Genomic DNA, 22933 nt, shown 5'->3' on the forward strand with positions numbered 1-22933 from the left:
TGAAGAATGTCTAGCAAGCAATTGTGGTTTTTGCATGTGCCAATGTTGCAAACAAGCTTGCTGATGACCATATCAGAAGGCAATAATAATCATAAGTTTACATTTGAAGCGAGGACCAACCCATGAATCAATATACTATGGTGTTTTTGATAGTTGTCACTGTAATGAGCAGCTTGGCTTTCAAAAACTGGGTGCAAATGAAATCAGATCAGGCAAAAGCAAAAATGAATGAACTGGGAGATGAAGCTTCCAGAAAAATTGCTGAACTTGAAGAGCGTGTGAAAGTACTAGAGCGTATCGCGACGGATAAATCTTCCCGATTGAGTGAAGAGATTGATGCTCTTTAATCGAGAGTAACCAGCACCAAATAAAAAGGCACCACATATACGGTGCCTTTTGTTTTTCTATTGCCGCTGCCTTACATTTTAAACTGAATTTGAAGGCCGTATGTACGCGGATCACCAAGTACTTCGCGGTTGTTCCGAAGGTCTGGCGAGCTTACATAATCCACATCAAACAGATTGTTGGCGAATACGAAGATACCAAAGTTTTCACCTTCGTAGCCGATACGAGTGTTCACAAGTGTTACTGCATCAACATCAGGATCAAGACCCGCGAACAGGCTTGGGTTTACAATAGCCTTTGCACTGCTACGGTAGTTCATATTGAGGTTGGCAATAAAGCCGTTGTCACCGCGGTATGTAGCACCTGTGCTTACGGTCCATTTCGGGGCATCAGCAAACGGGCGGCCTGAAAGATCATAAGTTTCGGTTGGTGTTACAACTAGAAACTCTTTGAATTTGGTATCTGAGAAGCCGAGTGTCGCATAAAAGCTCAGGTTTTCGTTTGGTTGGTAGAAAGATTCCAGTTCAAAACCGAGTACGCGTGAAGAACCAGCGTTTTCTGTTTGTCTGTCCAGATCATTTCCTGAAAGCTGAACATCAAGCTGCTGGTTTGACCAATCAATATAGAAAGCGTTGGCGTTTACTGTAAGTGTGCGGTCTAGCCACTGAGAGCGGAATGACAGTTCGTAGTTCCAGGTGCTTTCCTGATCGAACGGCACAGATGTAGCGCGTGCAACGTTGTTACTCAGGCCGCCAGAACGATAACCTTTCTGTATAGTGAAGCTTGTGGAAATATCGTCTGTCCAGCGGTATGTGGCCCCGAATTTAGGCAGGAACGCGTTAAATGTTGCTGAGTTTCTTGGCACTGTTGCAGAGGCTGAAGCTACCTGCCCATCAAGAACGCCGTTAATCCCTGCAACGATTTGCGCGGTTAGCGGATCAAATGCTGGATTTGTGGGATCAGGGAAGAGGGCACGGTTGGTAACCACAGGGTTATTTGAATATTCGTTTGTCTGTTTCTCATGATCAATGCGGAAGCCACCGAAGATGGAGAAATTATCAGATACATCATATGTTACATCAGCAAATCCAGCGACAGAGCTGATATCCTGCGGCGCTCTCGTTAGGTAATTCACAACGACAGGATCAACAGGCCCATAGAGCGATAAAACACCATCTGCTAAAGCAATGGGTAGGCCAAAACCACCAACTGCAGGTGGAGCAGTAAGGATTTGGCGAAGGCCAAGGCTTTCAATGGTTAGGAAGGTTGTACCACCAAATTCTTCATCACCGCTTTCATTGAAATAATAAGCCCCGAACACACCTTTCAGGCGGTCATATTCAAAGTTTATACGCAGTTCCTGTGTGAAGGTATCCTGTGGATTATCGTCGAATGTCGTACCAAGTGGCAGCGCTGATGCATCGGAATCCCACTGGAACGAATAACGGTTTTCATTGTAGGACGTGATGGAAGTGAGGCTCCAAATATCGTTCAGTTCGTATGAAAGTTCTGCAGTGAAAATAGTGTTTTCGTTGCGTGTTTGTGTTGGGGCATCATAGTCAATCAATCGGTTGTTAAAGCGGTCCGGTGTATCGACGATAGAGTTGGCGTGGCCAGTTTCATGGTCATTATAGGCGGCAACAAAAAGTGCTCTAAACCCTTCCAGGCCTTCTGGCTCGATAAGAAGTTTGGCACGCAGCGTTGTATCATTATCGAAATCAGATTTGATGCCCGTTGTGATATTATCAATGAAACCATCAAATTCTGTTGTTTCAACAGCTACCCGGAAAGCTACTTGATCTTCAATAAGCGGGCCGCCGCCAGCAAACGCATATTCTTCAAGACCGCCATTACCAAACGTAATCTGCCCGTGCGCATCCCATTCGTATGTGGGGTCTTGTGTGCGGATAACAACAGCGCCGGCTAGTGCGTTACGGCCTTGCAGAGTTGATTGTGGGCCACGAAGAATTTCAACCTGAGCAACATCCCAAGCTGTTAGCGGGCCTGTTGCAACTGCGCGGCGGGGAAGGGCTGCACCATCCACATATACGCTCGCAAGGTAGCTTGAACCGCCACCAGAAACGCTGAACGCATCAACACCGCGAATGTTGAAACCATTGTTGGAGTTGGCGGATGATACGTTAGCTGTGCGCGCAAACACGTCGTAAACATTATCAATGTTTTCTACTTCAATGGTGTCAGCCGTAATAACGCGAACACTGGAAACTGTTTCCTGAAGTGATTTGGCACGCTTTTCACCAATCACAACAATTTCTTCAACAGGCTTGTCTGCTTCGGAAGTAGCCTCTGTTTCAGCAAGCAGGGGGGAGCTTGATAACGCAGCTGCTACAGCTATAAGGCTCGATCGGGTATATAGATTTTTCAACATGTTTCGGTTCCTGAACCTAAATTGTTAATAATTATTATTTGCAATTATAAAGCCTATTTGCCTTGAGGCTTTCAATCGCGTTTTTTGTGGGGAATTACTCCGCAGGTTGTGCGGCCACTTTCCGGTGTCTGATCATTTCAGGACGTTTGAGCGGTATCTTCGAGGCAGAATAAATTAGTAAAGCACTAGCACCAAGCATCGTTAGATCAACAAGCGCTACAGCCCATTCACCGGCAAGCAGGGTTTTAAAGAGATGATCACCAGTGAGCACGCCGTTTGCAACGGGTACTAAAATTGATACCGCGGCTGAAGCCTGCAAAAGAAGCTTGGTAGACCTGTAAGCATTACCCAAACCAAAGGCGAAAATGATGCTTAGAACCCAAACGCTAAAATAGGTGTTGCCAACAATGGTTTCTGTAACGCTGTAACCAGCAGCAACGGCCATATGCTGGGCGAGAAACGCAGATGCCGTGGCCAATACCATGCCGCCGCATACACCCACTGAAAGTGCAGAAAGCCAGCGGTATGAATTCATTGCTTCATTACCCTTGCGGCCTGTACGGCGTTCCATCCAAAGCAGAATGCCGGAAATGGAAAGCATGCTGGTGGATATGCCGAGAAGAGCGTAAAGCACCTTAAGGGCAACACCGCCGTATGTGGCATAGTGGAGCGGCACAATAGAATAATAGAAACGCATACCGATGCCGCTGGCGTGCCAATCCTTCGAGCTCAAGAATTCACCTGTTACGGCATGAAAGGATACAGAACCACGTGGTGCCAGTGCTGTGCGTGTTACATTCGGGATATCCAGATTGAATTCAATATAAGCGTTTTTATCACCGAAATTTTGGATAATGGCTGTTTCCATGGCCGTACCTGGCTGCATCTCAATAGCTTTGGCATGCAGTTCATCCAGATTTGTCATTGGTGCTGCCTCACCCACATACTGTGGCGGTGTGCCGAGGATGGCAGCTTGTGCGGCTGCGGTGTCTCCTTTGTAGGCAGCACCAGCCGCGATCAGTAACAGAATGCCGGACAAGCCAATAAGCGCCCCTGTGAAGCCAATCATCGCATGGAAGATCAGCCCCCAAACACTCATGGCTTTGTGGCTGTCTGTGAGCATCAGACGTAAGCTGCGGCCTACACGGAAGCTGAACAGTTCCTTCAGGATTTTCTTATGAATGATCACCCCGGTGATAATAGAAAACATTAGAACCACACCCATAAAGCCCACAAGATAGCGACCCCAAGGTTTAGGAAGGTGAAGATCTGTGTGCATATGAGCCAGAAAATGGCCAACACCATCGTCACTGGTGTGAAGCATTTCATTTGTTTCGGGATCGAAATTGAAATTCTGGCTATGGCCAGTATCAACATCCCGAAGGAAAATGCGAGCGAGGGGATAAAACTCGTTCGGTGGTACCGCTACTACAAAATCAGCGTCGCCTTCAAACATGGCATCGGCTGCTTTTACAGTTTTATCCAGAGAAAACTCAGGCCCACTATAAGCACGGCGTAGCCGCTCATCTTCCCACAAGCCAACTTCATCAGTGAAAAGTGCTACGACACCTGAGAAACACACGATGAACATCAAAAGCCCTAGACCGATACCAGCCCAGGCATGACCTTCATACATCAGTTTGCGGCCAGCCTGTTTATCGGCTTTAGCCTGTAGTTGTTTGTTCTTATCAGCACTCATGCGCCTGCTCCCCCCATAATGGCATAGGCATTTGCACTGCCGGTAATTAGAATAATCAAGCCTGCATAGCCCCAGGCTTTGAGTGTTGATTTCACTGTGCAGAACATGATGCCAGCAACCGACCAGATGACCGGCATGAGAATGGCACCGATGATCAAACGATCAGCCGCTAAATCGTAGGGCAGATAAATATTTAAGAAAGCACCGCCAAAGATCGCTACGAGCAGACCACCGAATAGAGCACTGATTGCTTTACCTGCTGTCATGATGCAGCTCCCATTATAAGGGCACTGCAGCTTACAAAGGCAGAGATGGGGAAAAGCGCAGCTGCGAGCCTGGGCCTCACCGGGTGGAGTAAGACGAGCACAGTGCCGCCAAGCATAAAGAGCGCCAGCCAAATCACGATGCCTAACTCCCAACCGTAAGCCTGTTTCCAGCCCCATAGAGCAGCCAGATTAAGTGCTGTTGCAGCAACTTTATAAAAGCGTTTACTTAATTTGAGCGGCAGAATTTTGGGATCATTGGCCACATACGGTAACATTGCCGCAAATAGGCTAAAGCTAGACAGAAACCAGATATCCATTCGACAAGTACCCCAGTGTTGTCAATTCGGTGTAGCTGCATTCCAGTAGTTGCAGCGATTCTGGGGCATTAATAATGCGAGTCATTCTTACTTGCAAGGTAAAATGATGCATTACTCATGTTTGCTGGTTTCCATACCCTGAGTTACCTCAATACTTTAGGGTATTATTTTGTTTTACGCGGCTGCATTAACACCTCGTCTAAGTATCTGTATTGGTGAGTTTAGGCCAATATTGTCATTGGTTTGCTTAATTTTACCAAGCAGATGAGGGGTTAATACTGTACCTGCCGTTAGAACGAGTGAGCCGTATCTAGTGCGGATATCCTCTTCGATAATATCATCTTCCACAAGGTCAGTTACTTCTACTGTCGTTCCCACGTGAACTTGGGGGTCTCCTTGTTGGTGCTTTTCATGAATAAGGATGTGTTCAAACTGTTCAAGCAGCTGAGGGTCATATGCACCGATATTTCGTTTTAACTCACCAAATGATTTATGGAGCGAGAAGTTGCCATTTGCATCAACTGCATGGGCGCTAAGATCATTCAGAATTTTAAGGGTACGTGCCATTTTCGGGATTGAATTGCCCCAAACATCATCATTAGGCCAACCCGATCCATCAAAACCCTTATTTTGATACTGGATGGCATCCGCTACATCTTTGAACATAGGTGTTTTATCAAGCACGCGGTTGGCTGAACTTGTCGCTTTTTCAACAAGACGATATTCTTCATCTGTAAGCTGCTCTGAAGCTTCAATTTTGCTTTGCAATTCTTCAGGCAAAGACAGCTTCCCAAGACCAGAGAGAATAACAGCACATTCAAGTTCAAACGGGTTAATATCTCCGATGTATGGGGCAAGTTGCTTTGCCCATGCTCGGGTGTATGGAGCAGCACCCGCGCTGTTGCCACCTTTAAAGGCGATAACTTCACTCATAAGAGTAAGGCCCTCCAGCAAGGTTGCTTCTGCTGAGGTACGTTCATTAACCTTGCTTTCAAATCTTTTTAGCGCGCTGCGAACAGCGGTGAGTACATCTTCTGGTGAGCATGGTTTTGAAAGTATTTTAAAAACATGTCCATCGTTTATAGCCTGTTGGGATGTTTCTTCATCCGCTTGGCCTGTCATCATGATACGCTGCATGTCCGGCGCGATTTCTTTAGCTGCCTTCAGGAGCTCTAAACCATTCATTCCTGGCATGTTTTGATCCGTCACAAGAACAGCAAATGGCCCTTCTTCTTTAAGAAGGTTGAGTGCTTCCTGGCCGCTGGCCGCTGTGGAAAGGTTGATTTCCTTTCTAAGCCGGCGTCTGATTGCAGAGAGAAGTTGTAGGCTATCATCAACAAAAAGTATTTTTTTAGTCATGCTGCTTTCTCCTCTTGAATAGACAGGTTTTGAAGACGTTCAATAAACGATGCGATTGCCGGATTTTGCTGGTCAGCTGGTACACCTTCGTGTTGGAAGAACTGCCCAATGGCGGCGGCTACCGCTGCCTCATCAGTTGAGATATTGCTGGTCCAGATTTCCTTTAATCCCGAAACGATTTCCTGTGGAAATCCCCACAGATTTGCGAAGTTGATACAGAGGGTTTCATCCAGATAAGATTTTGCACCTGATGCAATGCCTAAAACTCTGCCCAAAGGGAGGAATTTGGCAAGCTGTCTGAGGAGAGCTGGGTCTAACTCATGCTCTGGAAAGTTATGGCAGTATGCATCAGCCATACGGGAATATTCCCCAGCCATATGAAGAAGGTCGTTTAATTCTTTGTGGTTAGGGCAGGTCGCGCTTGCTGGCTCCATAAAACGAGTTTGGTCTTTAAGAGTTGTCAGAACCTCTCTGCCCAGTGTTCTGACAGCATCGCCAGGGAGCAAGGTTGTATGCCCGTTACCAAAATAGGCTGAATTTGAAAGCTGCAGCAGCTTGGCAGATAAAGCCAGATCATCACCAATTATTTCGGCCAGTTCGTTGGCATCAAAATCTGGCTGCTCAAAGATCCGGTTAATTTTCTCAGCGGTGCTATCCGGTGTTGGTAAAGCTTCAATAGCAAGAGGCCGCGAAGATTGCTCTGTTTCGAAAAGAGGAATTTGTTCTTCAAGAAGTTTAATCAGCTTCTGGCTGTCAAACGGCTTCGCAAGGAACTGGTGGGTGATACCAACCGCTTTAATAACAGCGTGATCTGCGGCTTGACCAGAAAGAATAAAACGGCATGTGAACGGCCAGTTTTCAGCAAGGCTTTCCATTAATCCGGCACCATCCACATCTGGCATGCGCATATCGGAAACAATGATGTTTGCTGGCGTTTCTGACATAGCGATCATGGCTTCTTGTGCGCTCTCCACAAATCTCATATCCCAGTCCTTGCGTTTGCCTCTTAGAGCTCTACGAAGACCTCTTAGAACATCGCGTTCATCATCAACAAATAAGATGCTTGGTTTCATAGCTGGCCTCCCATCTATTGAGCATTAAGGGGCAGAGTGATTTTGAAACAAGTGCCAATACCCGCTTCTGTCTCTACCTCAATACTGCCACCCATACGCTGAGTGATGATTTTATAGGTGATCGCAAGGCCTTGGCCTGTTCCTTTCCCAACTTCTTTGGTTGTGAAGAAAGGATCATAGATACGTTCAAGATATTTTTCCGGAATGCCGCAACCCGTATCAGTGATTTCAAGATGAACCGCAGAAGCACTTGAGCGGGTAGATATGTTGATAGCACCGGAAGATGATTGTTTCTGTTCTTCAATAGCGTGTGCAGCGTTTACGATAAGGTTCAACATCACTTGATTAATATCACCGGCGTTACCTTTGATATGGGGTAGGTTTGAATCAAGATCCAGATTAAGGTCTGCTACATATTTCCACTGGTTGTGAGTAACAGTAGCGGTGGTTTCAATCGCTTTGTTTAAGTCAATATCCGCAGTAGCACTTTGCCCGGGATGGGAAAATTCTTTGATAGCAGAAACAATCGTACCGATACGTTCCATGCCTTCGAGGGACTGTTCGCCACAAGAAGGTAGTTCTTCCTGAAGAAACTCAAGATCAGCATCCTCTTCAGCATCTTTCAGCTTCTCGAGAATTTCAGCTTTATTGGGGGCCTCGAGGGAATTGATCGCCTTGCGGTACTCAGAAATAAGGCTTTCAAGATCCTCGAAGCTATCCTGTAAGAAATGGATATTGTCACGTACAAACTGAATAGGGGTGTTGATCTCGTGGGCAATGCCGCTGGCAAGCGTACCAAGCGCTTCCATCTTTTGGGCTTGGCTTAATTCCTGTTCAAGTTTACGGCGGCGTTTCTCTGCTTTCATGCGGCTGCTTAGATCACGGCAAATCCAAACGGTTTTAAAACCGTCTGCAACTTCAATTTTTGAAACAGCAGCTTCAATAGGAAATGGTGTGCCGTCTGTTTTAAGCCCATGAAGGTCGAATAGTTCATCACTTTCCCCGCCCTTCTGGGTTAGGTATTCAACTGTGGCTCTATGATCCCCTTCAAAAAGAGGCGTTAAAGGTTTGCCCGTTGTTGCACCTTCCGCTCCAAACAGTTTACGACTGTGCTCGTTGGCGCGGATAATGATACCGTTCTGATCAACCATGAAAATAGCTGCGATGGTATGTTCTAAAATGGTTTCAATCTGCTGGCTTTGTTCCTGCAGGTTACATGCTGTTTGGGATAGCTCTTTATTGGTTTGGTAAAGTTCATAGCTTTTTTGCTCAAGCAAGCTTTCAGCCTGTATTCTCGCGGCTTTTTCTCTGGCAATTCTGCTTTCTAATATTTGGATATCCATCGGTGCCTCCTATGCCATTTTCTGGATCATAAAGGTGGCGCTCGTGCCTGTTTCGCACACTTTTTCACGGGTGATGGAAACAGCAACTTTGAAATGTTCAGCACATGCTGTGATCAAGCCTTCGGCCAAATCCGCAAAAGGACACCGGGATTTATAGTCAAACAACAGTGTGCCATTCTGCGGTTGTTCGCAGGCGATAGTTGGAAGCTGCGCATCAGGGTAGAGCTTTTTAACTTCAATATGGATGTAATCTTCGATGCTTTCCAAAAAGGAGAAAATATCCTGATTAGTATCAATATGCTCAGGGAAGTTTTTCACAAGCGCAAAGAAAAGATACTCGCCAAATGCTTTCACCAGTTGCGATACAGGTGTTTCTGTACGTTTACTGAGAGCAACTACAAGCGCGACTAGCTCCTTGTAATCATATGTGCCAACCGATGTGTAGGCACCGCCTGTTTTCAGATCGCACGCAAGGATAATTTCTTCGGTTACAAGCGGAGAAAATACTTCATCCACCATGCTTAGAAATTCTGTAAAAACGATACCTTTCATCGTGCTCTCCAATCGTGGTTCATTCCGAACTTGATTGAAGTTTGCCACCAATGGCGGAACTCTACAGTCCCCATTTGGGGAGGGGGATAAAATTAATTTAAATTTTTAGATGTTTGAGCCAGCAGTGAGCACAAGTCGGATAAGATCAGCCTGGCGGTTTGTTTGGGTTTTTTGGAATATTTGCTTCAGGTAAGTACGCGCGGTGGAAACAGTAATATCATTTGCTTCAGCGGCTTTTTCAATGCGTTCACCAATCACAAGTGCATGGGTAAGATTAGCTTCTGAGGGGGTTAAACCAAACAGGTTTGCAATGGCTTCAGGATCGGGAATGATAGGTCTGTCAGGGTCTGAAACAAACATTACAGCATAGCCGCCCATATTTCCGCTACCATCTTCAAGTGGTGAGATAGCAAGGCATAATGCCCGCCGCATATCAGAGCGTGTTACCGCCATGATACCTTCATTTAGTTCGTCCAGATTATTGTTTGCAGCAGCGGCGATGAGTTCATGCAGGCGTTTGGTTTGTTCAGGTGTAGAGGCGCGGCATATTTCTTCATGCCCCCAATGGAGGCCATCTTCTTTCGCGAAGAGTTCAGCGCCTGCGCTGTTTACATATTGAACTCTGGCATTTGCATCTAGCACAATAATCGCGAGCCTTAGGTGGTTTAGTGCTGCTGCACCAATACGTTCAGAAAGGCTGATCTTTGCTTTTGTGCGGCCGGTTGATCTGCGCCATGCCTCAACTGCATCTTCAATACCTTCAGCCAGTAAGTTGGGCTTACATGGTTTTGTATAAAACCGAAACACATTGGCGGTGTTGATAGCGGTAAGAGTTAGGTCAAGATCAGTTGTGCCGGTTAGCATTATGGCTTTGGTACTGGTGACCGTTTCCCGCAGTTTAGAGACGAGGGATAGCCCTTCAAGTTCTGGCATGCGCTGGTCGCTTACAATAACCGCAGGCGGGTTCTTTTGTGCGGCCTCTAGCGCGGTTGTGGGATCACTGATGAAGGTTAGCTTATAACCATCTAAGAGTTTGGACATTGCACGTTCAAGTGCATGAAGTACAAAGGGTTCGTCGTCTACGAACAGTATCTCTACAGGTTCTTCCATGAGTTGCAGAGTAACATCAAAAAATCAGATATTCTACTATGCAGAAAGAAAAGAAAGTGAGGTGTTAAAAACCTCACTTTTGATGTTCTAGTCTCTGTGCATACCTCTATTATTCTACGGCTGATGCCATTACAGCATCTATTTTTTCCTTCAGAAGTTTCCGTGTGTTTTGTGTCGCTGTAGGGCCAATTTCTCTTAGTTGTTCACTGCAACGAGAAGCAAAGCCTGATAGCTTGCTATAACCATATAGAGCCGCACTTCCTCTTAACTGGTGCAGTAGCGAACATAGCCGGTTGTATGGAATTGTATGGTTCAGTTTATTCGATAGCTCGCGCAAATGCGCTGTGTATGATTGTTGTAGTTCCCAGGCTTCTGCCTGAATATCATGTTTGGATGAATGGACATTTACAATGTCACGTTCATGAAGGCGTTCCTTTAAGGTTGATATAAGGGCACTGATATCGAAAGGCTTTTCAATAAACTGAACGGCACCGGCTTTAAGCGCCTTTTTCTTTGCAGTTTCGCTGGAATCTGCACTCATCGCAATGCAGGTTGCCTGATGTTTAGCTGTTTTCACCTTTTTCAGAACAGAGGTTCCGTCACTGTCAGGTAAATTGAGATCAACCAGAAGCAGTTCAAATGGAAACCGCGAACTGAGCGAGTCTTCATAAAGCTTCAGTGCCTGTTCTGTGGTTTCAGCAATGGTAACGTTTGCACCTTCTGTTTTTAGGTTTGCTGCAAGAAACAATGAGATACTTGGAGTATCCTCTACAATTAAAATGCGTTTGCCTGTGATGCTCATGTTACCGCTTCTCTTCATACGTGAGTTTTTTGTTCCATTCTGAAATCATGTCACTGATGCCTGAGAAGGTTTCAGCGAAGGAAATCTTGTTTTCAGTTGGCTTAAGGTTTTCGGATTGAATATAAGCTTCAATCAGCTCATTCATGGCTTGAAGCTCATCAATGTTACCTTTATCGAACACACCGGCCGTGTGGCAGTTAACCAGACGTTTCAGAAGCTCAAGCTCCAGCGTGCCAGATAGAATGATCACCAGGCTATCAGGCGCTTGCTCTCTTACTTGTTCAGCCAGTCTTGCACCGCATTTTTGGCCATTAAAATCATTATCCAGAATATAGATATCATATCCGTGGATGAGCGTTTTTTGAGTGGATGAACTTACCTTTAGTTCGGGGAAACGTGCTTTTAGCTTTAAGGCCAGCATCCCCGTGTAGTGGAGATCATCATCAAGGATTAGCAGTTTATGCGACTTTTTCATCTTGTACTCCTTCGATCATAGGGGAAGTGGTTTCATGTTCCTTACAGCCCGGGTCACCCTTTTTCGGGTTTATGAACACAGGCAGTAGGTTTTTAGCTCGTGCGATCAGGCGGCGTGCTGGTCTTACCTTCACCCCTGGCGCAACGTAGATTGATTGAATATCAGCGAGGCTTGGCAACAGGCGGCTTGAGATATGTTTCTCGGAAATTCCTGTATATAAAAGAACGAGATCATACCCTGCACTCGCGGATTTGAGCCAATCCTGAGCTTGTTCAAGCGTATAGCCAGCTGCATCACTTGATTTGCCATACGGCACATAGTGGAACCCGTTAATTTCGTGCTTTTTCAGTGGAGCTTTACCCCGTATCTGGTCAGAAAAACCAGTGGTGCTGCTGCTGTCTTCTTCTGAAGCACAAACCAACAATGTTCTTAGACCCAAATTACTTGATACTTCGGCAAGTGAGGACAGTGGGATTTTGGTATCTTCTTCAAATCGTGTGATGCTGACAATGGTGGCGCTTCCTGAACGCCACTGCTTCATAAGCTGCAGTTCACCAAGGAAGTTGATATAATCCATTTTAGCGGGCGACTTAGGGAAAACATGATTATCCACAGAGGGCGGCAATAACGCTGCCAGATCATCGCTGTAAAGGATACGGCCAGATAGTTGGCGCAGTATTAATATGCTTAAGGCACCTAACCCTGCACCCGCGATAAAACCGAGGGCTGCGAATTGTTTACGTTTATCGGACGCTGGTATGTTTGGCATGCTGGCGCGGGATAAAATCTCGATAGTACCCGGTAAGCTGTTGCGGCTTTCTAAGCGTACCTGATCAAGGATACGGCGGGTTTCAGCCAGCATGCCAGCGATCTGTGACTTTTCTTCATTAAGACGCTTCAGTTCAATTAGTTTGCCGTTCAGATCTTTGGCAGCGTCTGATAATTCCTTGCGGCGTGTGGATAGTTTCCGTTTAAGAGCATGAAGTTCGGCTAGGGACTGCGATTTTTCAGCGCCGTCTGTGCCGGTAATAGCACCCGTTTTGCCGAGGGTGGCTATCAGCCGGCGGCGGCTTTCGATTGCGGTGTCGATTACATTCAGCGAGGCTGAAAGAGTCTGCACTTTTGGATGTGTCTTCTGATATCTGAGGAGTAGCTTTTGGAGCTCCGCAGCACGTTTAGCGCGCTCAAAAACCATATCTGCCATAGCCCGGTCGAGCAATGTGGCACGTTTAATTTCCATGTCACCAGTATCAGCATCCAGTGCGCCGTTTGATGCTTCCATTTCAAGGAGCGTATTTGAAAGCTCGTCTATTCTGATATCCAGTTCTTCAAGCTGGGTAACCTTGGTAAGGTGCGCTTTAGCAAGAGATGAGGAATCATATTCTTCACCAACTGCAAGCAGCTTTTCACCGAGAAATTTCTGTTTGGAACTAAGTTCACTTACTCGTACCTCAAGCTCTCTGGCTCTCAGGGTTGTACGTGAGCCAGATTGTTCCATATGGAGCTTGCTATAACTTTCTAGAAGCGCGTTTACAGACTGCTGAGCGTGTACGGCTGATGGATTTTTTGATGTGATTGAAATCAAGCCTTTAAGCTTCTTAATTGCAATGGAGTCTGCAAAATCTTTTAGTGTAGGGAAAGGTGCTGTTTCACCACGTTCTTCAAGTTTGTCTACAAAGATTTCATGGGCTCTTTCAAGAACCTGTTGGCTTTGCAGGTAAGTTGCTTCAGCGGAAACGAACGCATCGTAGAGACGAAGACGACTATCATCTTTATCGGCGTATAAAATCTTTGGAGACTTTGCAGCTACTCTAACCAAACCTTCACTTTCGAAAGTTGGTTTCGTAGAAAATAGAGCTGCTGCCCCTAGAAGAATACCAAGTACGAGAGACGTAACGATCGCTTTCAGCCATTGACCACGATAGAGCCGAGCAAGGGTTGCAATAGGATTCACGGGTTTTTCTTCGGCTTCCTCGACAAAGTCGCGAACCTGCCAAAGGTCTTCGTTCCCTATTGCTGTTTGGTTATGGTCTATCGTATCGGTCATGGCATTGGCCTATTTATTCAGTAGCTGACGAGCGCTTACATCGCTTTCCCAGGAGTTGCTATCTGGAGAAGCAATATAATTTCGGGCATGTGCAGCGAGCGCTGTGAAAGCAAAGACAGCAGCGCCTACCCAGTTTCCGGGTTTAAGGAAAAGGCGTTTTGCGAACAGGTAGGCGTTCGATTTACGTTTCTGTCCTCCGAGCGGCTCCATATCAGCTTCAAGCAATTTATTGCCTCGGTAAATGCGGCTCCGAACCTTGATTAGGTTGGTTAGATTCCTTGGAGGCTCAACATGGTATGGAGCGTTCTCAACCCATGTGGAATTGATGATCAGGCGCCTACGTATAAACTCATCGTCATTCAGTGTCTCTGGGATTTCTTGAAGTCGTTCTAAACCTGATTTACTTACTGCAAAAAAGCCGCCCATTTTTTGTTTGTCAAAATAGGGGTTCAGATACCAGGCCTTATAGAACGCCCTTACAGCCCAGCTAGCATTTTCGGTGCGGAACTTTGCTGTACCGTAGGCTAAAAACGCGTCAGACCAATTTAATCTGTGCACCATAGCGCGTACAGCGGGCGCAGTTGTTTTGATGTCTGCATCCAAAAAAACAAGTGGATAGGTTGAAGCAGTCTCAATACCTAAATTCAAAGCTTTTGATTTTGAAGCAATATCAGTGGTGATGATCTGAGCATCTGGTGCATATTCATTTGCAATATCTGCGGTGTTATCGCTGCAGCCATTGCATATGATGATAACTTCAAATTCATTTTGACGTGCGTCTTTCAGAAGTGACTGAAGTGTTTCTCCGATTACATTGGCTTCGTTATAAGCAGGTATAATGATGCTGCAGACTGGGTTTGAAACCGGGTTAAACATATTCCAGCTCCCGTTCGTCTGTATTAATGAAGTTCGAAATTGCGCTGATCAACTTTGGCTCCGCACAAGAAGAAGCACATCTGCTAGCTTTGAGAGAGCTGATATGGCGCAGCTTTTCCATGAGGCTGCTTTCATCTTGAGCGACATGAATGCCAGCACGACCACGCAGATTAGCGACGGTAGCCAATTGATGATCATTACGGTGTTCACCATATTTAGCGAGGCGGGGCATGATGATAATCGGTTTGCCGTAACGCATCGCGGTGAGAATTGTGCCCATGCCAGCATGCGAAACGATAACTTTGCAGTCTGCGATGTGCTTTGCAAATTGCAAAGGGGTAAGAGTGGCTGAAAAACTGATGCTTTCTGGTATTTTTCCTTGAGGGCCAATTTGTGCAAAACATTTGCTAATGGATTGATTTTTATGGAGTTTATCCAGCGTTTCTACAAGTCTGTCAAATGGGAGCTGGGTTCCTACGGTAGCGAAAATCATAAAAAAACTCCTTCCAAGTTAGGTTGTTCTATCTTGGAAGGAGCAATGCTTGTGCCAGTGTTGAAAGGGTGGTCAGAGGACACTACCGTGGAATTCCACGCCCGCCTTTCTTGCTACTTTGGGCCACTGCGAAAAAACTTTGTTCGCGTGAGAAGATACCAGTTTGGCAGACAGAGACATTTCTTCTGCGTTGGCTACACTATCAATAAACAGTGTTTTAGCACCGATTAGTTTACCGAAGCGGCAAGCAAAATATCCGTGCGCTGCACCAGTGGAGATAACCACATTGGGGCGGGTTATAAGCGTGATGTAGAGCAGTTTTAGGGCCATCATGATCAGGGTGAACTTCGTATCTCTATTCCCGTCTGTTACGGAATAAAATTTGCTGTCATTCACATCTGATTTTGATTCAGGGTTAACCGTTACGTATGTAACATCGCAATCCCTGAAAGCGGGCCGTAGCCTTAGCATTTGAACCCAGTGACCGCCTCCGGAGGCAACTGCAAGTACTTTGGTTTTTTTGTCCATATTCATCATTAGCTTAGCTCCTTGTAGATGTTGCGGGGGATAGGATGGATTTATAAAGATCAAGCAATTTGGAAATTTTCTGTGGCCATAACCCGATGTTGGTGATTTTTTCATAAGCACCCCGGGAAAGTTGCCTTCGCAGGGAAGGCATGGTTGCAAGAGTGCGAATAGCGCCGGCAATATGCTGTGAAAATTGCTCAGGGTTTGATACGTCAATTTTAAAGCCACACGTATCGTCGATCACGAAACCTGGACCGCCTCTGTCAGCTACAATGGCGGGTAACCCAAAACTTAACGCTTCATAGATTACGCTACCGCTTGGTTCGCGGAAGCTCGGGAAACAGAATATATCTGCTTTTTTGTAAAGTTCATCTACGGCGCTTCTTGGGATTTGGCCGTGGAAAGTCACAAGATGTTCTATGTTCAGCTCAGTCGCTAGTTCTTTACAGATTTCAATTTCTTCACCACGGCCAGCGACATCCAGATGAACATTTGGGATATCTTGTACGAGCGCCAGTGCTCTGATGCAGTCACGTAAGCCTTTTGTTCTAACACCGCGTCCAACATGTAAAAGGCGAAGGCCAGTACCGCGTGTGCCTGATGCTCGGCGGTTAATCTGTTGAATGCCCAGCTCACTCATAACCTCAAAACGCTGGACTTGGCTTTGACCAATCAGATCCTGAACATATGGTGCAACACCTAAGATCGCGCTGGCGTTTTGGTAACTGCTTTTAAGAAGCGGGTCAAAAGCCAGCCTAACCTGATCAATAAAACGAAACTTCGTGTACCATGCTGCTGATTGGCATTCTTCTTTAAATGCATCAGGTGTTGATAGGCTGCCACCCAATGGGCCAAGTACATACGGTAGGTTGAAGGTTTTGAAAGGTGATGGGAACCGCAATGCAATAGGTGAGAACTGGTGCCCTATATCGTAGGTTTTCTCGTCATTAAGCAGCTCTTTAATTTGTTTTTTGGCCCAGAAATAGAAACTTGGGTACGAAAGTTTCGCCATTGCATTAAGGCGTTCAAATTTGCGTGCCCAACTTGGTTCGAAACGGGAAATTACTGTCACATCCGGCAGTTGCTCGGTAAGCGGTTTTCTACCAGGCCGTTCTTGAGCAATGAGCGTCACATTTGCAGCTTTTGAAAGTTCCAAAACCCACATGTATGCACACCACGCTTCACCAACATCCGTGCCGTCACAGTAAGGAGCAATAGCGATTATGTTTGGTTTCCAACTCATAGCGAAACTCCTTTTTCTTTAGGCCAGGCTTTTACGAAATTGCGGCAAACGCCAATGAAATGACGCATGCGTTTATTGGTTCTGTTGCGCGGTTTGATGCTGTTTGAAAATGCCCAGTAAACTGCTCTGCTCAGGTTGAAACCCCAGAGAAGCAGAAATACAAACAGGGCTGTGAACCATCCGCTGTGTTTCAGATGTAGCCTAACAGTTGCCTGTGTAAGCATTAGGTCGCGTCGGTGATTCAGGCTTTTTGAACTGCCTCCACCCAGGTGTGTGATGGTCCCGATAGGCGCGAAATGAACTTCCTTGCCGCTACTGCGTAGGCGTTTGCACCAATCGGTTTCCTCGCCAAAGAAGAAAAAATCCTCGTCAAGAAGGCCGATAGTTTCAAAGCTTTCTTTGCGGGCAAGGAGATAGCAACCGGATATCGTTTCAACCGCCTGTGCGGTGTTGCGTTCAGAATATTGCATTCTATAGCGCTGGAAAAACTTCACACCGTTGATGTGGTCTAGACCAAGTGTTTGAATAGATAGGTTCAAGAGGCTTGGGAACTGGCTGGTACTGTGCTGCAAACTGCCGTCTTCATTAAGAACTTTACAGCCTAATGCGCCCGCGGAGGACGTGTTGTCCATATAATTCAGACTGGCCGTAAGAACAGCGCCGTGAACGATAGTATCTGAATTTAGCAGCAATATGTAATCACCTGAAGAAGCACCGATCCCAACATTGTTCGCAGCGGCGAAGCCCAGGTTCTTTTTGTTTTCGATCAAAAAAGCTGAAGGGAAATCACGTTTCACCATATTGGTGCTGTCGTCATCTGATGCGTTATCAACCACGATTACTTCAAACGGATAAAGAGGCGCATTTTCGTAAACTGATGTAAGGCAATCTTTCAGCAAATCTTCCGTATTCCAGTTGATGATGATGATTGAAAGTTTCATGCGAATTTCTCCTTGAGCGGAAGAGAAGGGTATCTGATTTGAGGTTTACGGCGCGGGGCAAGTGCAGGAACAGAAACCGCTGCACCGCAGCCAAGCAGGAAGAAAAACTGCACCATTAGGGCATTCCAGAAATGAACGGTTAAGCCAGCCAGCGTGAAGCCAAGAATTGTAATGATCCATGCTTTTCTAGCGTTTGTCGTAAGCATGCTTTTATTGCGGCGGCTTGTGGTTCTGCGCGCGATAAGAATAATTGCAATAACAAGGCAAAGAAGAGCAGGCAGCCCGTATCTTACTGTTGTAAGCAGCCAGTAGTTATCCATGGATGAGCTCATCCATGGTGCGCGGATCCAATCATTCAAACCGATACCAAAAAGAGGGTGGCGTGCAACTTCCGCTGTACCGTAATTCCAGATATGAACTCGGTTATAGGCGCTGTTGGCACTGAAGGTCAGGTAACTGATGAAGATCAGAACCGGAGAGCGGTTTGACATGAGTGAAAGGATAACCCAGCTGAAGCCGAACAGACCCAGAAGGATAGACCATCGGTTCGCAACACCTTTTGTAAACCTGTCCCAGGCGATTAAGCCACCTTGGAAAGCAAGCGCTGTGAAGGGTCCACCTGACAGAGAAAAGAAGGTTGCCATAACAATTGTGCCAAGGGTTTTTGTGCCCGTTTTATCAATTTTTTCCTTGATCAGAAGGTAATAGGCTCCGGCAAATGAACTTGCTGCAAACACACCATAGAGAATTGGGTGTTCAAATGATGTGAAGGCGCGGGTCAGGCCAAGGCGTGGTTCGATATAGTGTGGGCCAGCACCACCAAGCACTGCTTTGAAAGGTTCACGAAGGATATGAAAACCTGTGAAAGATTCAAGAATTGCAAAACCAAGAAGTGTTGCCGTTACAGTGAAAACCAGTTTGATAACGTTAGCGAAATCTTGTGCTGTTTTGATATAGGCCCGCGCTACTAAATAAGCACCAGATGTTTCGATGAAATAAATACCACCTGTTTCAATGCCTGAGGCAAAACCCATGTTAATACAGAGCGCAATGGTGGCCCAGATACCGTGGAAAATAACCAAACCATCGAAGAAAGAGAAAGGTGTTTTAGTGTTGTTCAATACTGCATTGATGGCAGGGAACAACATGATGATAAGAGTGATCCGGTAAGGAGATAAACGAAGCGAGCCCAGAGAAATGGATGTCTCAGGCGGAAGAGTGAATGTGAAAAGCAAAATCACAATCGGAAGTGCTGGCAATGTGAATTGCCCTTGTTTCATTGCGCAGTCCCTTCATGGTTTTGGAATGTGATTTTCTTCGCAAGGAATAGCTGCTTGACGATGATACGTTTCATAGTGCCTGCAACGGATTGCACCTTGCTTTTTAGGGGTAGTTTCCACCAGCAGATGAGACTTGCCTTAGTAAGCTTCGGCGCTTTCAGCCCCGCTAGTTTAAGAGCAAGAGAACGGCCCCATACAGCACCTTTTGTGGCGAATAGATTTGGCTGAGCCGCAAACAGAATTTCCGGTTTTTGTGGGATAGCTCGCAAATAGCCAGTTTTTATGGCTTTGCGAATAATTCTTTGGCCCCGCGCAGTGCGAACTACGATAAGAGATTTACCGTGTTCTTCTTCCTCTGGTGGGTTCTGCCATGGATCACCCACGGAAATATCAGCAAGCTCACCTGTATGATCTGCGCATGTATGGCAGCGCCACTGACGTTGCTTTTGCAGGATATTGCCCCAACCATCTGCATAAGTTGTTTCAAAAGTGTGGGTTTCTCCGTTTGTGGTTTCCCATTCGGCCTTCATACTGCCCGGCCAGCCATTGCCACGATATTGAAGATTTTTCAGCGTGCGATCGTCTGTTGCACCGAGATAGTTCAGAAGATTATCTGTACCCTTGTGGCTTGGTGTGCCCGCACAGAAGATAGAAAGCGTTAGGCCGATTTTATTCTTCAGAAGTTGATTTTGGCGGCTCACTTTTTGAACGCCTTCAATATCGCAAGGCTTGCCAATAACAACAGATTGACCTTCTGTTTTTTCCAGTTCCGGCAATGCGTCACAAATACTGGCCGGGGCATAACGTGAACCAGCACCTTCCATGAGTTCGCCTTTGTTCGTGCTGAACGCCGCCATGTTATATTTGGGTTTGTCAGGGTTAGCTTTTATATGAAGAGCGTTGGTGAAGTTACGTTGCTCCAGGCAGTAGAGAGCAAGTGCCGTTATCGCACCGCCGCTGGAACCTTTGAAACGGATTTCAGCATCATCCGCATAGCCTTCCCATACCTCAAGGATTGGGCCCCAAGCGGTTGCTGTTAGATCGCCTGTTTCTATATTTGCTTGTTCATTATTCGCGCCTGGGCAGTGGTCAATAATATGGGCTTCAAGCTGCTCACTTAGTTTGCTGCATACCTTTGGGCGGCGGGCTTCATCTTCAGTTTCATGCATCTGGATATGCTTGGGTGCAATCGCGGCGCAAGCACCACAGCCATTACATAGTCTGGAGCTAAGAATTTTTTCCAATTCAGACATTAGTTTGCCTCCCGAAGATTAGATTTTATGGTCGAAGCACGGCGTGCGAACTTTTGAGTTGGTACGCGGTTACGAGCAGTGAAAAGAATGGATTGCACCACACAGGCAAGGATTTCACCAACACAGGCAGTTGCCAGTAACATTGGTAGTGAGCCGCCTGTGTAGATAAAGAAGGCTCCTAATACGGAAGCCACTACCCGGATGATGTTAGCTTTCAGTGGAATATCTGTTTGTCCAAGAGCTTGAGCTGCAATGGATACAGGGGTTCTGCAAAGCCTGATAGACTGAGCAAGGCCAACCAAAATAATGATCATCATTTCTGCTTTGAAATCTGCACCAAACAATATCGTAAGCGTTGGGTTCACAAGAATTACAAAAGACATGAAGAAAACGAACATGATGCCATATGCCGCAACTTGAAAGGCAGTTACGCGTGAACTGAAGTTATTCCAGTTTTCTTTAGCAAGTACCAAAATTGGTAACCCAAGTGTAAGTGCTATCCGGCCGATAAGAAGAGCGGGAACCAAAGCTAGTTGGAACAGCATGGAAAAGTGTGCGAATTCGCTTGATGACATAATTGAAGACAGGATTACCCGCTCGCCCTGCATGCTCCAAAACATGGTTAAGCTGGTTAAAAGAAGCGGAAATCCAAATTTAACCATTTCAATAAATGTTTCTTTGTGTGCAGCTGCTTTATAGCTCTCACCAGAAAAAATATGGGATAGGGCGGTGTGCATACCCGCTTGAGCCAGCATGCAAGCGCAAACGATTTCCAAGCTTGGAACAATGGAAATTGATGTGAAGATTGCAAACGTGCCCAAAAGCATGGTGCTGCCTTCAACATATAAAGCTGGTGTGAAATTCAGGGTGCGCTGCTTTAGTCTGTAACCTTGGTGGGTAAAGCCTCTTATAAGTGCACTGCCAGCCAGGAATGCATAGCAGGCAAAGCTGATATTATGTACATTGTGAAGCCCCATGAGAAGAAGCATTGCTGCTAAAAACAAGCCTCTGATTTGTGCAATAGCATGTGAACCTGCAAGCGCTGCCTTCAGTTTATTTTGGTCTACTTGAAGGATATAGCGTTCGGTCGCCAGATCGGTCGACATGGCAAATAATCTGATAGCAAGAATAAGAAAGATAAATTCCCCAAGGCTTTCGGCACCTAGCAAACGGGCAATGATAACGTTCCTTAAGAACACACATCCTTCAAGCAACAGGTGGTTACCTGCAACGGTGCTGATTTTCTTTGCCATAGGAAGCTTAGGCATAAACCACCTCCAGTTTCTCTTTCGGCTCATCAAGGGCGTAGGAAATATCGTTCATTTGCTGAACCCAAACGCGCTTGGCGTTTGAAAGAGAGAAGGCCAATTCTGCTTTTGTTTTCCGGCGCTGATTGAAAGAAGCGAAGAGCGCAGAAACCACCTGATCCGTTGAATTTTTACGAAGATCAAATACCTGCTCTTGCTGGCCGCAGCTGGCGAATACGCCTTTTGCTTTCATGCTGTAAGCCATGTTGCAAACCGGAACGCCTGTTGAAAGCGCGGCGATGGTGGCGTGCATACGAGCACCTGTGAACCAACAAGTGTTAGATATGGTGCCTTTTAAAAGCTCTGGGCTGTTGGCATTTTCTTCGATTTGAATGCGGTCGCGATATTCGCTTGGTATAGCAAGCTTGAATGCCCGGGAAGCCACAAGATCACATTCGCTGCCGCCTGAGGGACGTACATGTGGTACTAGAAGTATATCTTTGTTGGTGTCTTCAAGAATTTTAAGGGCAAATTGAATAAGGCTTTGCTTATAGTCCGCTTTCAAGCCGAATTGTTCTGTTGCCGCTGCTGCATCATGCCATAGTAGGCCGCTTACATTAATGCCCACTGGCAGATCATCTGGCGTATTATCGCCGCCTACGCAAGGAAGACCAAAAGCAAGATCAACGCCTAAACGGTGCTTCTGCGGATCGAAGTCATCGCCTAACAAAGTTTGCAGGTTCTTGTAGCTATCTTCATCGCGAGCGTAAGCTAGGTGTGCAGCTTTTAAAATCTTACGTGCAATGCGGCGAGTTTTTGTGAATTGGTATGGGCCATAGGTTTGCGGCAACAAAATAAGCGGAACGCCTGAATCAATAGCCATCAACTTTGGAACGGTGATTTGTTCAAACCGGGCTGGGCCATACATATCTGTAAAGCTATCGCCGCCGCTTACATCAAGAACTGCATCAGCATTCTTTATGGCGGATAGGATAGGCGAAGGTAGGCCGAACATCTGACGCATGCGAACTTGGTGCATGTTATTTGGCTGATAAAAACGTTTGCCCGGCTTCAATGCTAAAGTGCGGTAATGCAAAGAAAGCAATTCTCCAAGCCGCATACTGCCACCGTTATCAAGTACAGTAGCTTGTTGTAGACCGCGTTTGTCCAGCGCTGAAAGAAGAGAAAGCGCTAAAGCTGTAACACCGTGGTTTCCGGTATCAGGTGCCGCGCCGGCGAGGATGATATTTGTAAGCTGTTTTTTCATGCCTTAACTATGGCAACAGCTATGCCAA

General features: G+C 46.2%; 22 protein-coding genes. 1 reads left to right on the forward strand and 21 read right to left on the reverse strand.

Going from position 1 to position 22933, the window contains the following annotated elements:
- Positions 1 to 122: 122 nt before the first annotated feature.
- Positions 123 to 347, forward strand: a complete 225-nt coding sequence (locus KFE96_RS07560; RefSeq protein WP_255835377.1) for a hypothetical protein — start codon at positions 123 to 125, stop codon at positions 345 to 347.
- A gap of 71 nt (positions 348 to 418) precedes the next feature.
- Here KFE96_RS07560 and KFE96_RS07565 read toward each other — a convergent pair whose 3' ends face one another.
- The 21 genes from KFE96_RS07565 to KFE96_RS07665 all read right to left on the reverse strand — a co-directional run bounded on the left by KFE96_RS07565 (position 419) and on the right by KFE96_RS07665 (position 22905).
- A complete protein-coding gene (locus KFE96_RS07565) occupies positions 419 to 2734 on the reverse strand; it encodes a TonB-dependent receptor (RefSeq protein WP_255835378.1) in 2316 nt (771 codons plus the stop codon).
- Between the two features lie 94 nt (positions 2735 to 2828).
- The gene (locus KFE96_RS07570) at positions 2829 to 4433 is read right to left on the reverse strand and encodes a PepSY domain-containing protein (RefSeq protein WP_255835379.1); all 1605 of its coding nucleotides are present in this window, start codon (positions 4431 to 4433) and stop codon (positions 2829 to 2831) included.
- Positions 4430 to 4699: a hypothetical protein gene (locus KFE96_RS07575; protein ID WP_255835380.1), complete on the reverse strand. Its 270-nt coding sequence runs from the start codon at positions 4697 to 4699 to the stop codon at positions 4430 to 4432. Before KFE96_RS07575 ends, KFE96_RS07570 begins: the two co-directional genes overlap by 4 nt.
- Positions 4696 to 5016, reverse strand: coding sequence for a DUF3325 family protein (locus KFE96_RS07580; protein ID WP_255835381.1), 321 nt, complete (start codon positions 5014 to 5016; stop codon positions 4696 to 4698). The genes KFE96_RS07575 and KFE96_RS07580 overlap by 4 nt, the downstream gene beginning before the upstream one ends.
- Positions 5017 to 5190: 174 nt before the next feature.
- Positions 5191 to 6375 (reverse strand): HD domain-containing phosphohydrolase, encoded by a 1185-nt coding sequence (locus KFE96_RS07585; RefSeq protein WP_255835382.1) that lies wholly within the window; start codon positions 6373 to 6375, stop codon positions 5191 to 5193.
- Complete coding sequence (locus tag KFE96_RS07590) at positions 6372 to 7448, reverse strand: response regulator (protein ID WP_255835383.1); 1077 nt, start codon at positions 7446 to 7448, stop codon at positions 6372 to 6374. The genes KFE96_RS07585 and KFE96_RS07590 overlap by 4 nt, the downstream gene beginning before the upstream one ends.
- 14 nt (positions 7449 to 7462) lie before the next feature.
- The gene (locus KFE96_RS07595; protein ID WP_255835384.1) at positions 7463 to 8791 is read right to left on the reverse strand and encodes an ATP-binding protein; all 1329 of its coding nucleotides are present in this window, start codon (positions 8789 to 8791) and stop codon (positions 7463 to 7465) included.
- A gap of 9 nt (positions 8792 to 8800) precedes the next feature.
- Positions 8801 to 9343, reverse strand: coding sequence for a heme NO-binding domain-containing protein (locus tag KFE96_RS07600; RefSeq protein WP_255835385.1), 543 nt, complete (start codon positions 9341 to 9343; stop codon positions 8801 to 8803).
- A gap of 105 nt (positions 9344 to 9448) precedes the next feature.
- Positions 9449 to 10453, reverse strand: a complete 1005-nt coding sequence (locus tag KFE96_RS07605) for a response regulator (protein WP_255835386.1) — start codon at positions 10451 to 10453, stop codon at positions 9449 to 9451.
- 109 nt (positions 10454 to 10562) lie between these two features.
- Entirely contained in the window at positions 10563 to 11255 is a 693-nt protein-coding gene (locus KFE96_RS07610) for a response regulator (protein WP_255835387.1), read from the reverse strand.
- 1 nt (position 11256) lies between these two features.
- On the reverse strand, positions 11257 to 11730 hold the full coding sequence (locus KFE96_RS07615) for a hypothetical protein (protein ID WP_247014692.1): 474 nt from the start codon (positions 11728 to 11730) through the stop codon (positions 11257 to 11259).
- The gene (locus KFE96_RS07620) at positions 11714 to 13777 is read right to left on the reverse strand and encodes a hypothetical protein (protein WP_255835388.1); all 2064 of its coding nucleotides are present in this window, start codon (positions 13775 to 13777) and stop codon (positions 11714 to 11716) included. The genes KFE96_RS07615 and KFE96_RS07620 overlap by 17 nt, the downstream gene beginning before the upstream one ends.
- Positions 13778 to 13786: 9 nt before the next feature.
- Positions 13787 to 14653: a glycosyltransferase family 2 protein gene (locus KFE96_RS07625; RefSeq protein ID WP_255835389.1), complete on the reverse strand. Its 867-nt coding sequence runs from the start codon at positions 14651 to 14653 to the stop codon at positions 13787 to 13789.
- A complete protein-coding gene (locus KFE96_RS07630; RefSeq protein WP_255835390.1) occupies positions 14646 to 15146 on the reverse strand; it encodes a glycosyltransferase in 501 nt (166 codons plus the stop codon). Before KFE96_RS07630 ends, KFE96_RS07625 begins: the two co-directional genes overlap by 8 nt.
- Before the next feature lie 72 nt (positions 15147 to 15218).
- Complete coding sequence (locus tag KFE96_RS07635; RefSeq protein WP_255835391.1) at positions 15219 to 15683, reverse strand: hypothetical protein; 465 nt, start codon at positions 15681 to 15683, stop codon at positions 15219 to 15221.
- A gap of 4 nt (positions 15684 to 15687) precedes the next feature.
- The gene (locus KFE96_RS07640) at positions 15688 to 16917 is read right to left on the reverse strand and encodes a glycosyltransferase (protein ID WP_255835392.1); all 1230 of its coding nucleotides are present in this window, start codon (positions 16915 to 16917) and stop codon (positions 15688 to 15690) included.
- Complete coding sequence (locus tag KFE96_RS07645; protein WP_255835393.1) at positions 16914 to 17858, reverse strand: glycosyltransferase family 2 protein; 945 nt, start codon at positions 17856 to 17858, stop codon at positions 16914 to 16916. The genes KFE96_RS07640 and KFE96_RS07645 overlap by 4 nt, the downstream gene beginning before the upstream one ends.
- Positions 17855 to 19138 carry an O-antigen ligase gene (locus KFE96_RS07650; protein WP_255835394.1) on the reverse strand — a complete coding sequence of 428 codons (1284 nt, stop codon included), beginning with the start codon at positions 19136 to 19138 and terminating at the stop codon, positions 17855 to 17857. Before KFE96_RS07650 ends, KFE96_RS07645 begins: the two co-directional genes overlap by 4 nt.
- Entirely contained in the window at positions 19135 to 20391 is a 1257-nt protein-coding gene (locus tag KFE96_RS07655; RefSeq protein WP_255835395.1) for a Coenzyme F420 hydrogenase/dehydrogenase, beta subunit C-terminal domain, read from the reverse strand. The genes KFE96_RS07650 and KFE96_RS07655 overlap by 4 nt, the downstream gene beginning before the upstream one ends.
- A complete protein-coding gene (locus KFE96_RS07660) occupies positions 20391 to 21659 on the reverse strand; it encodes an oligosaccharide flippase family protein (RefSeq protein WP_255835396.1) in 1269 nt (422 codons plus the stop codon). The genes KFE96_RS07655 and KFE96_RS07660 overlap by 1 nt, the downstream gene beginning before the upstream one ends.
- On the reverse strand, positions 21652 to 22905 hold the full coding sequence (locus tag KFE96_RS07665; RefSeq protein WP_255835397.1) for a polysaccharide pyruvyl transferase family protein: 1254 nt from the start codon (positions 22903 to 22905) through the stop codon (positions 21652 to 21654). The genes KFE96_RS07660 and KFE96_RS07665 overlap by 8 nt, the downstream gene beginning before the upstream one ends.
- Positions 22906 to 22933 lie beyond the last annotated feature (28 nt).

It is taken from the genome of Kordiimonas sp. SCSIO 12603, from assembly GCF_024398035.1.
In the GTDB taxonomy this organism is placed as follows: domain Bacteria; phylum Pseudomonadota; class Alphaproteobacteria; order Sphingomonadales; family Kordiimonadaceae; genus Kordiimonas.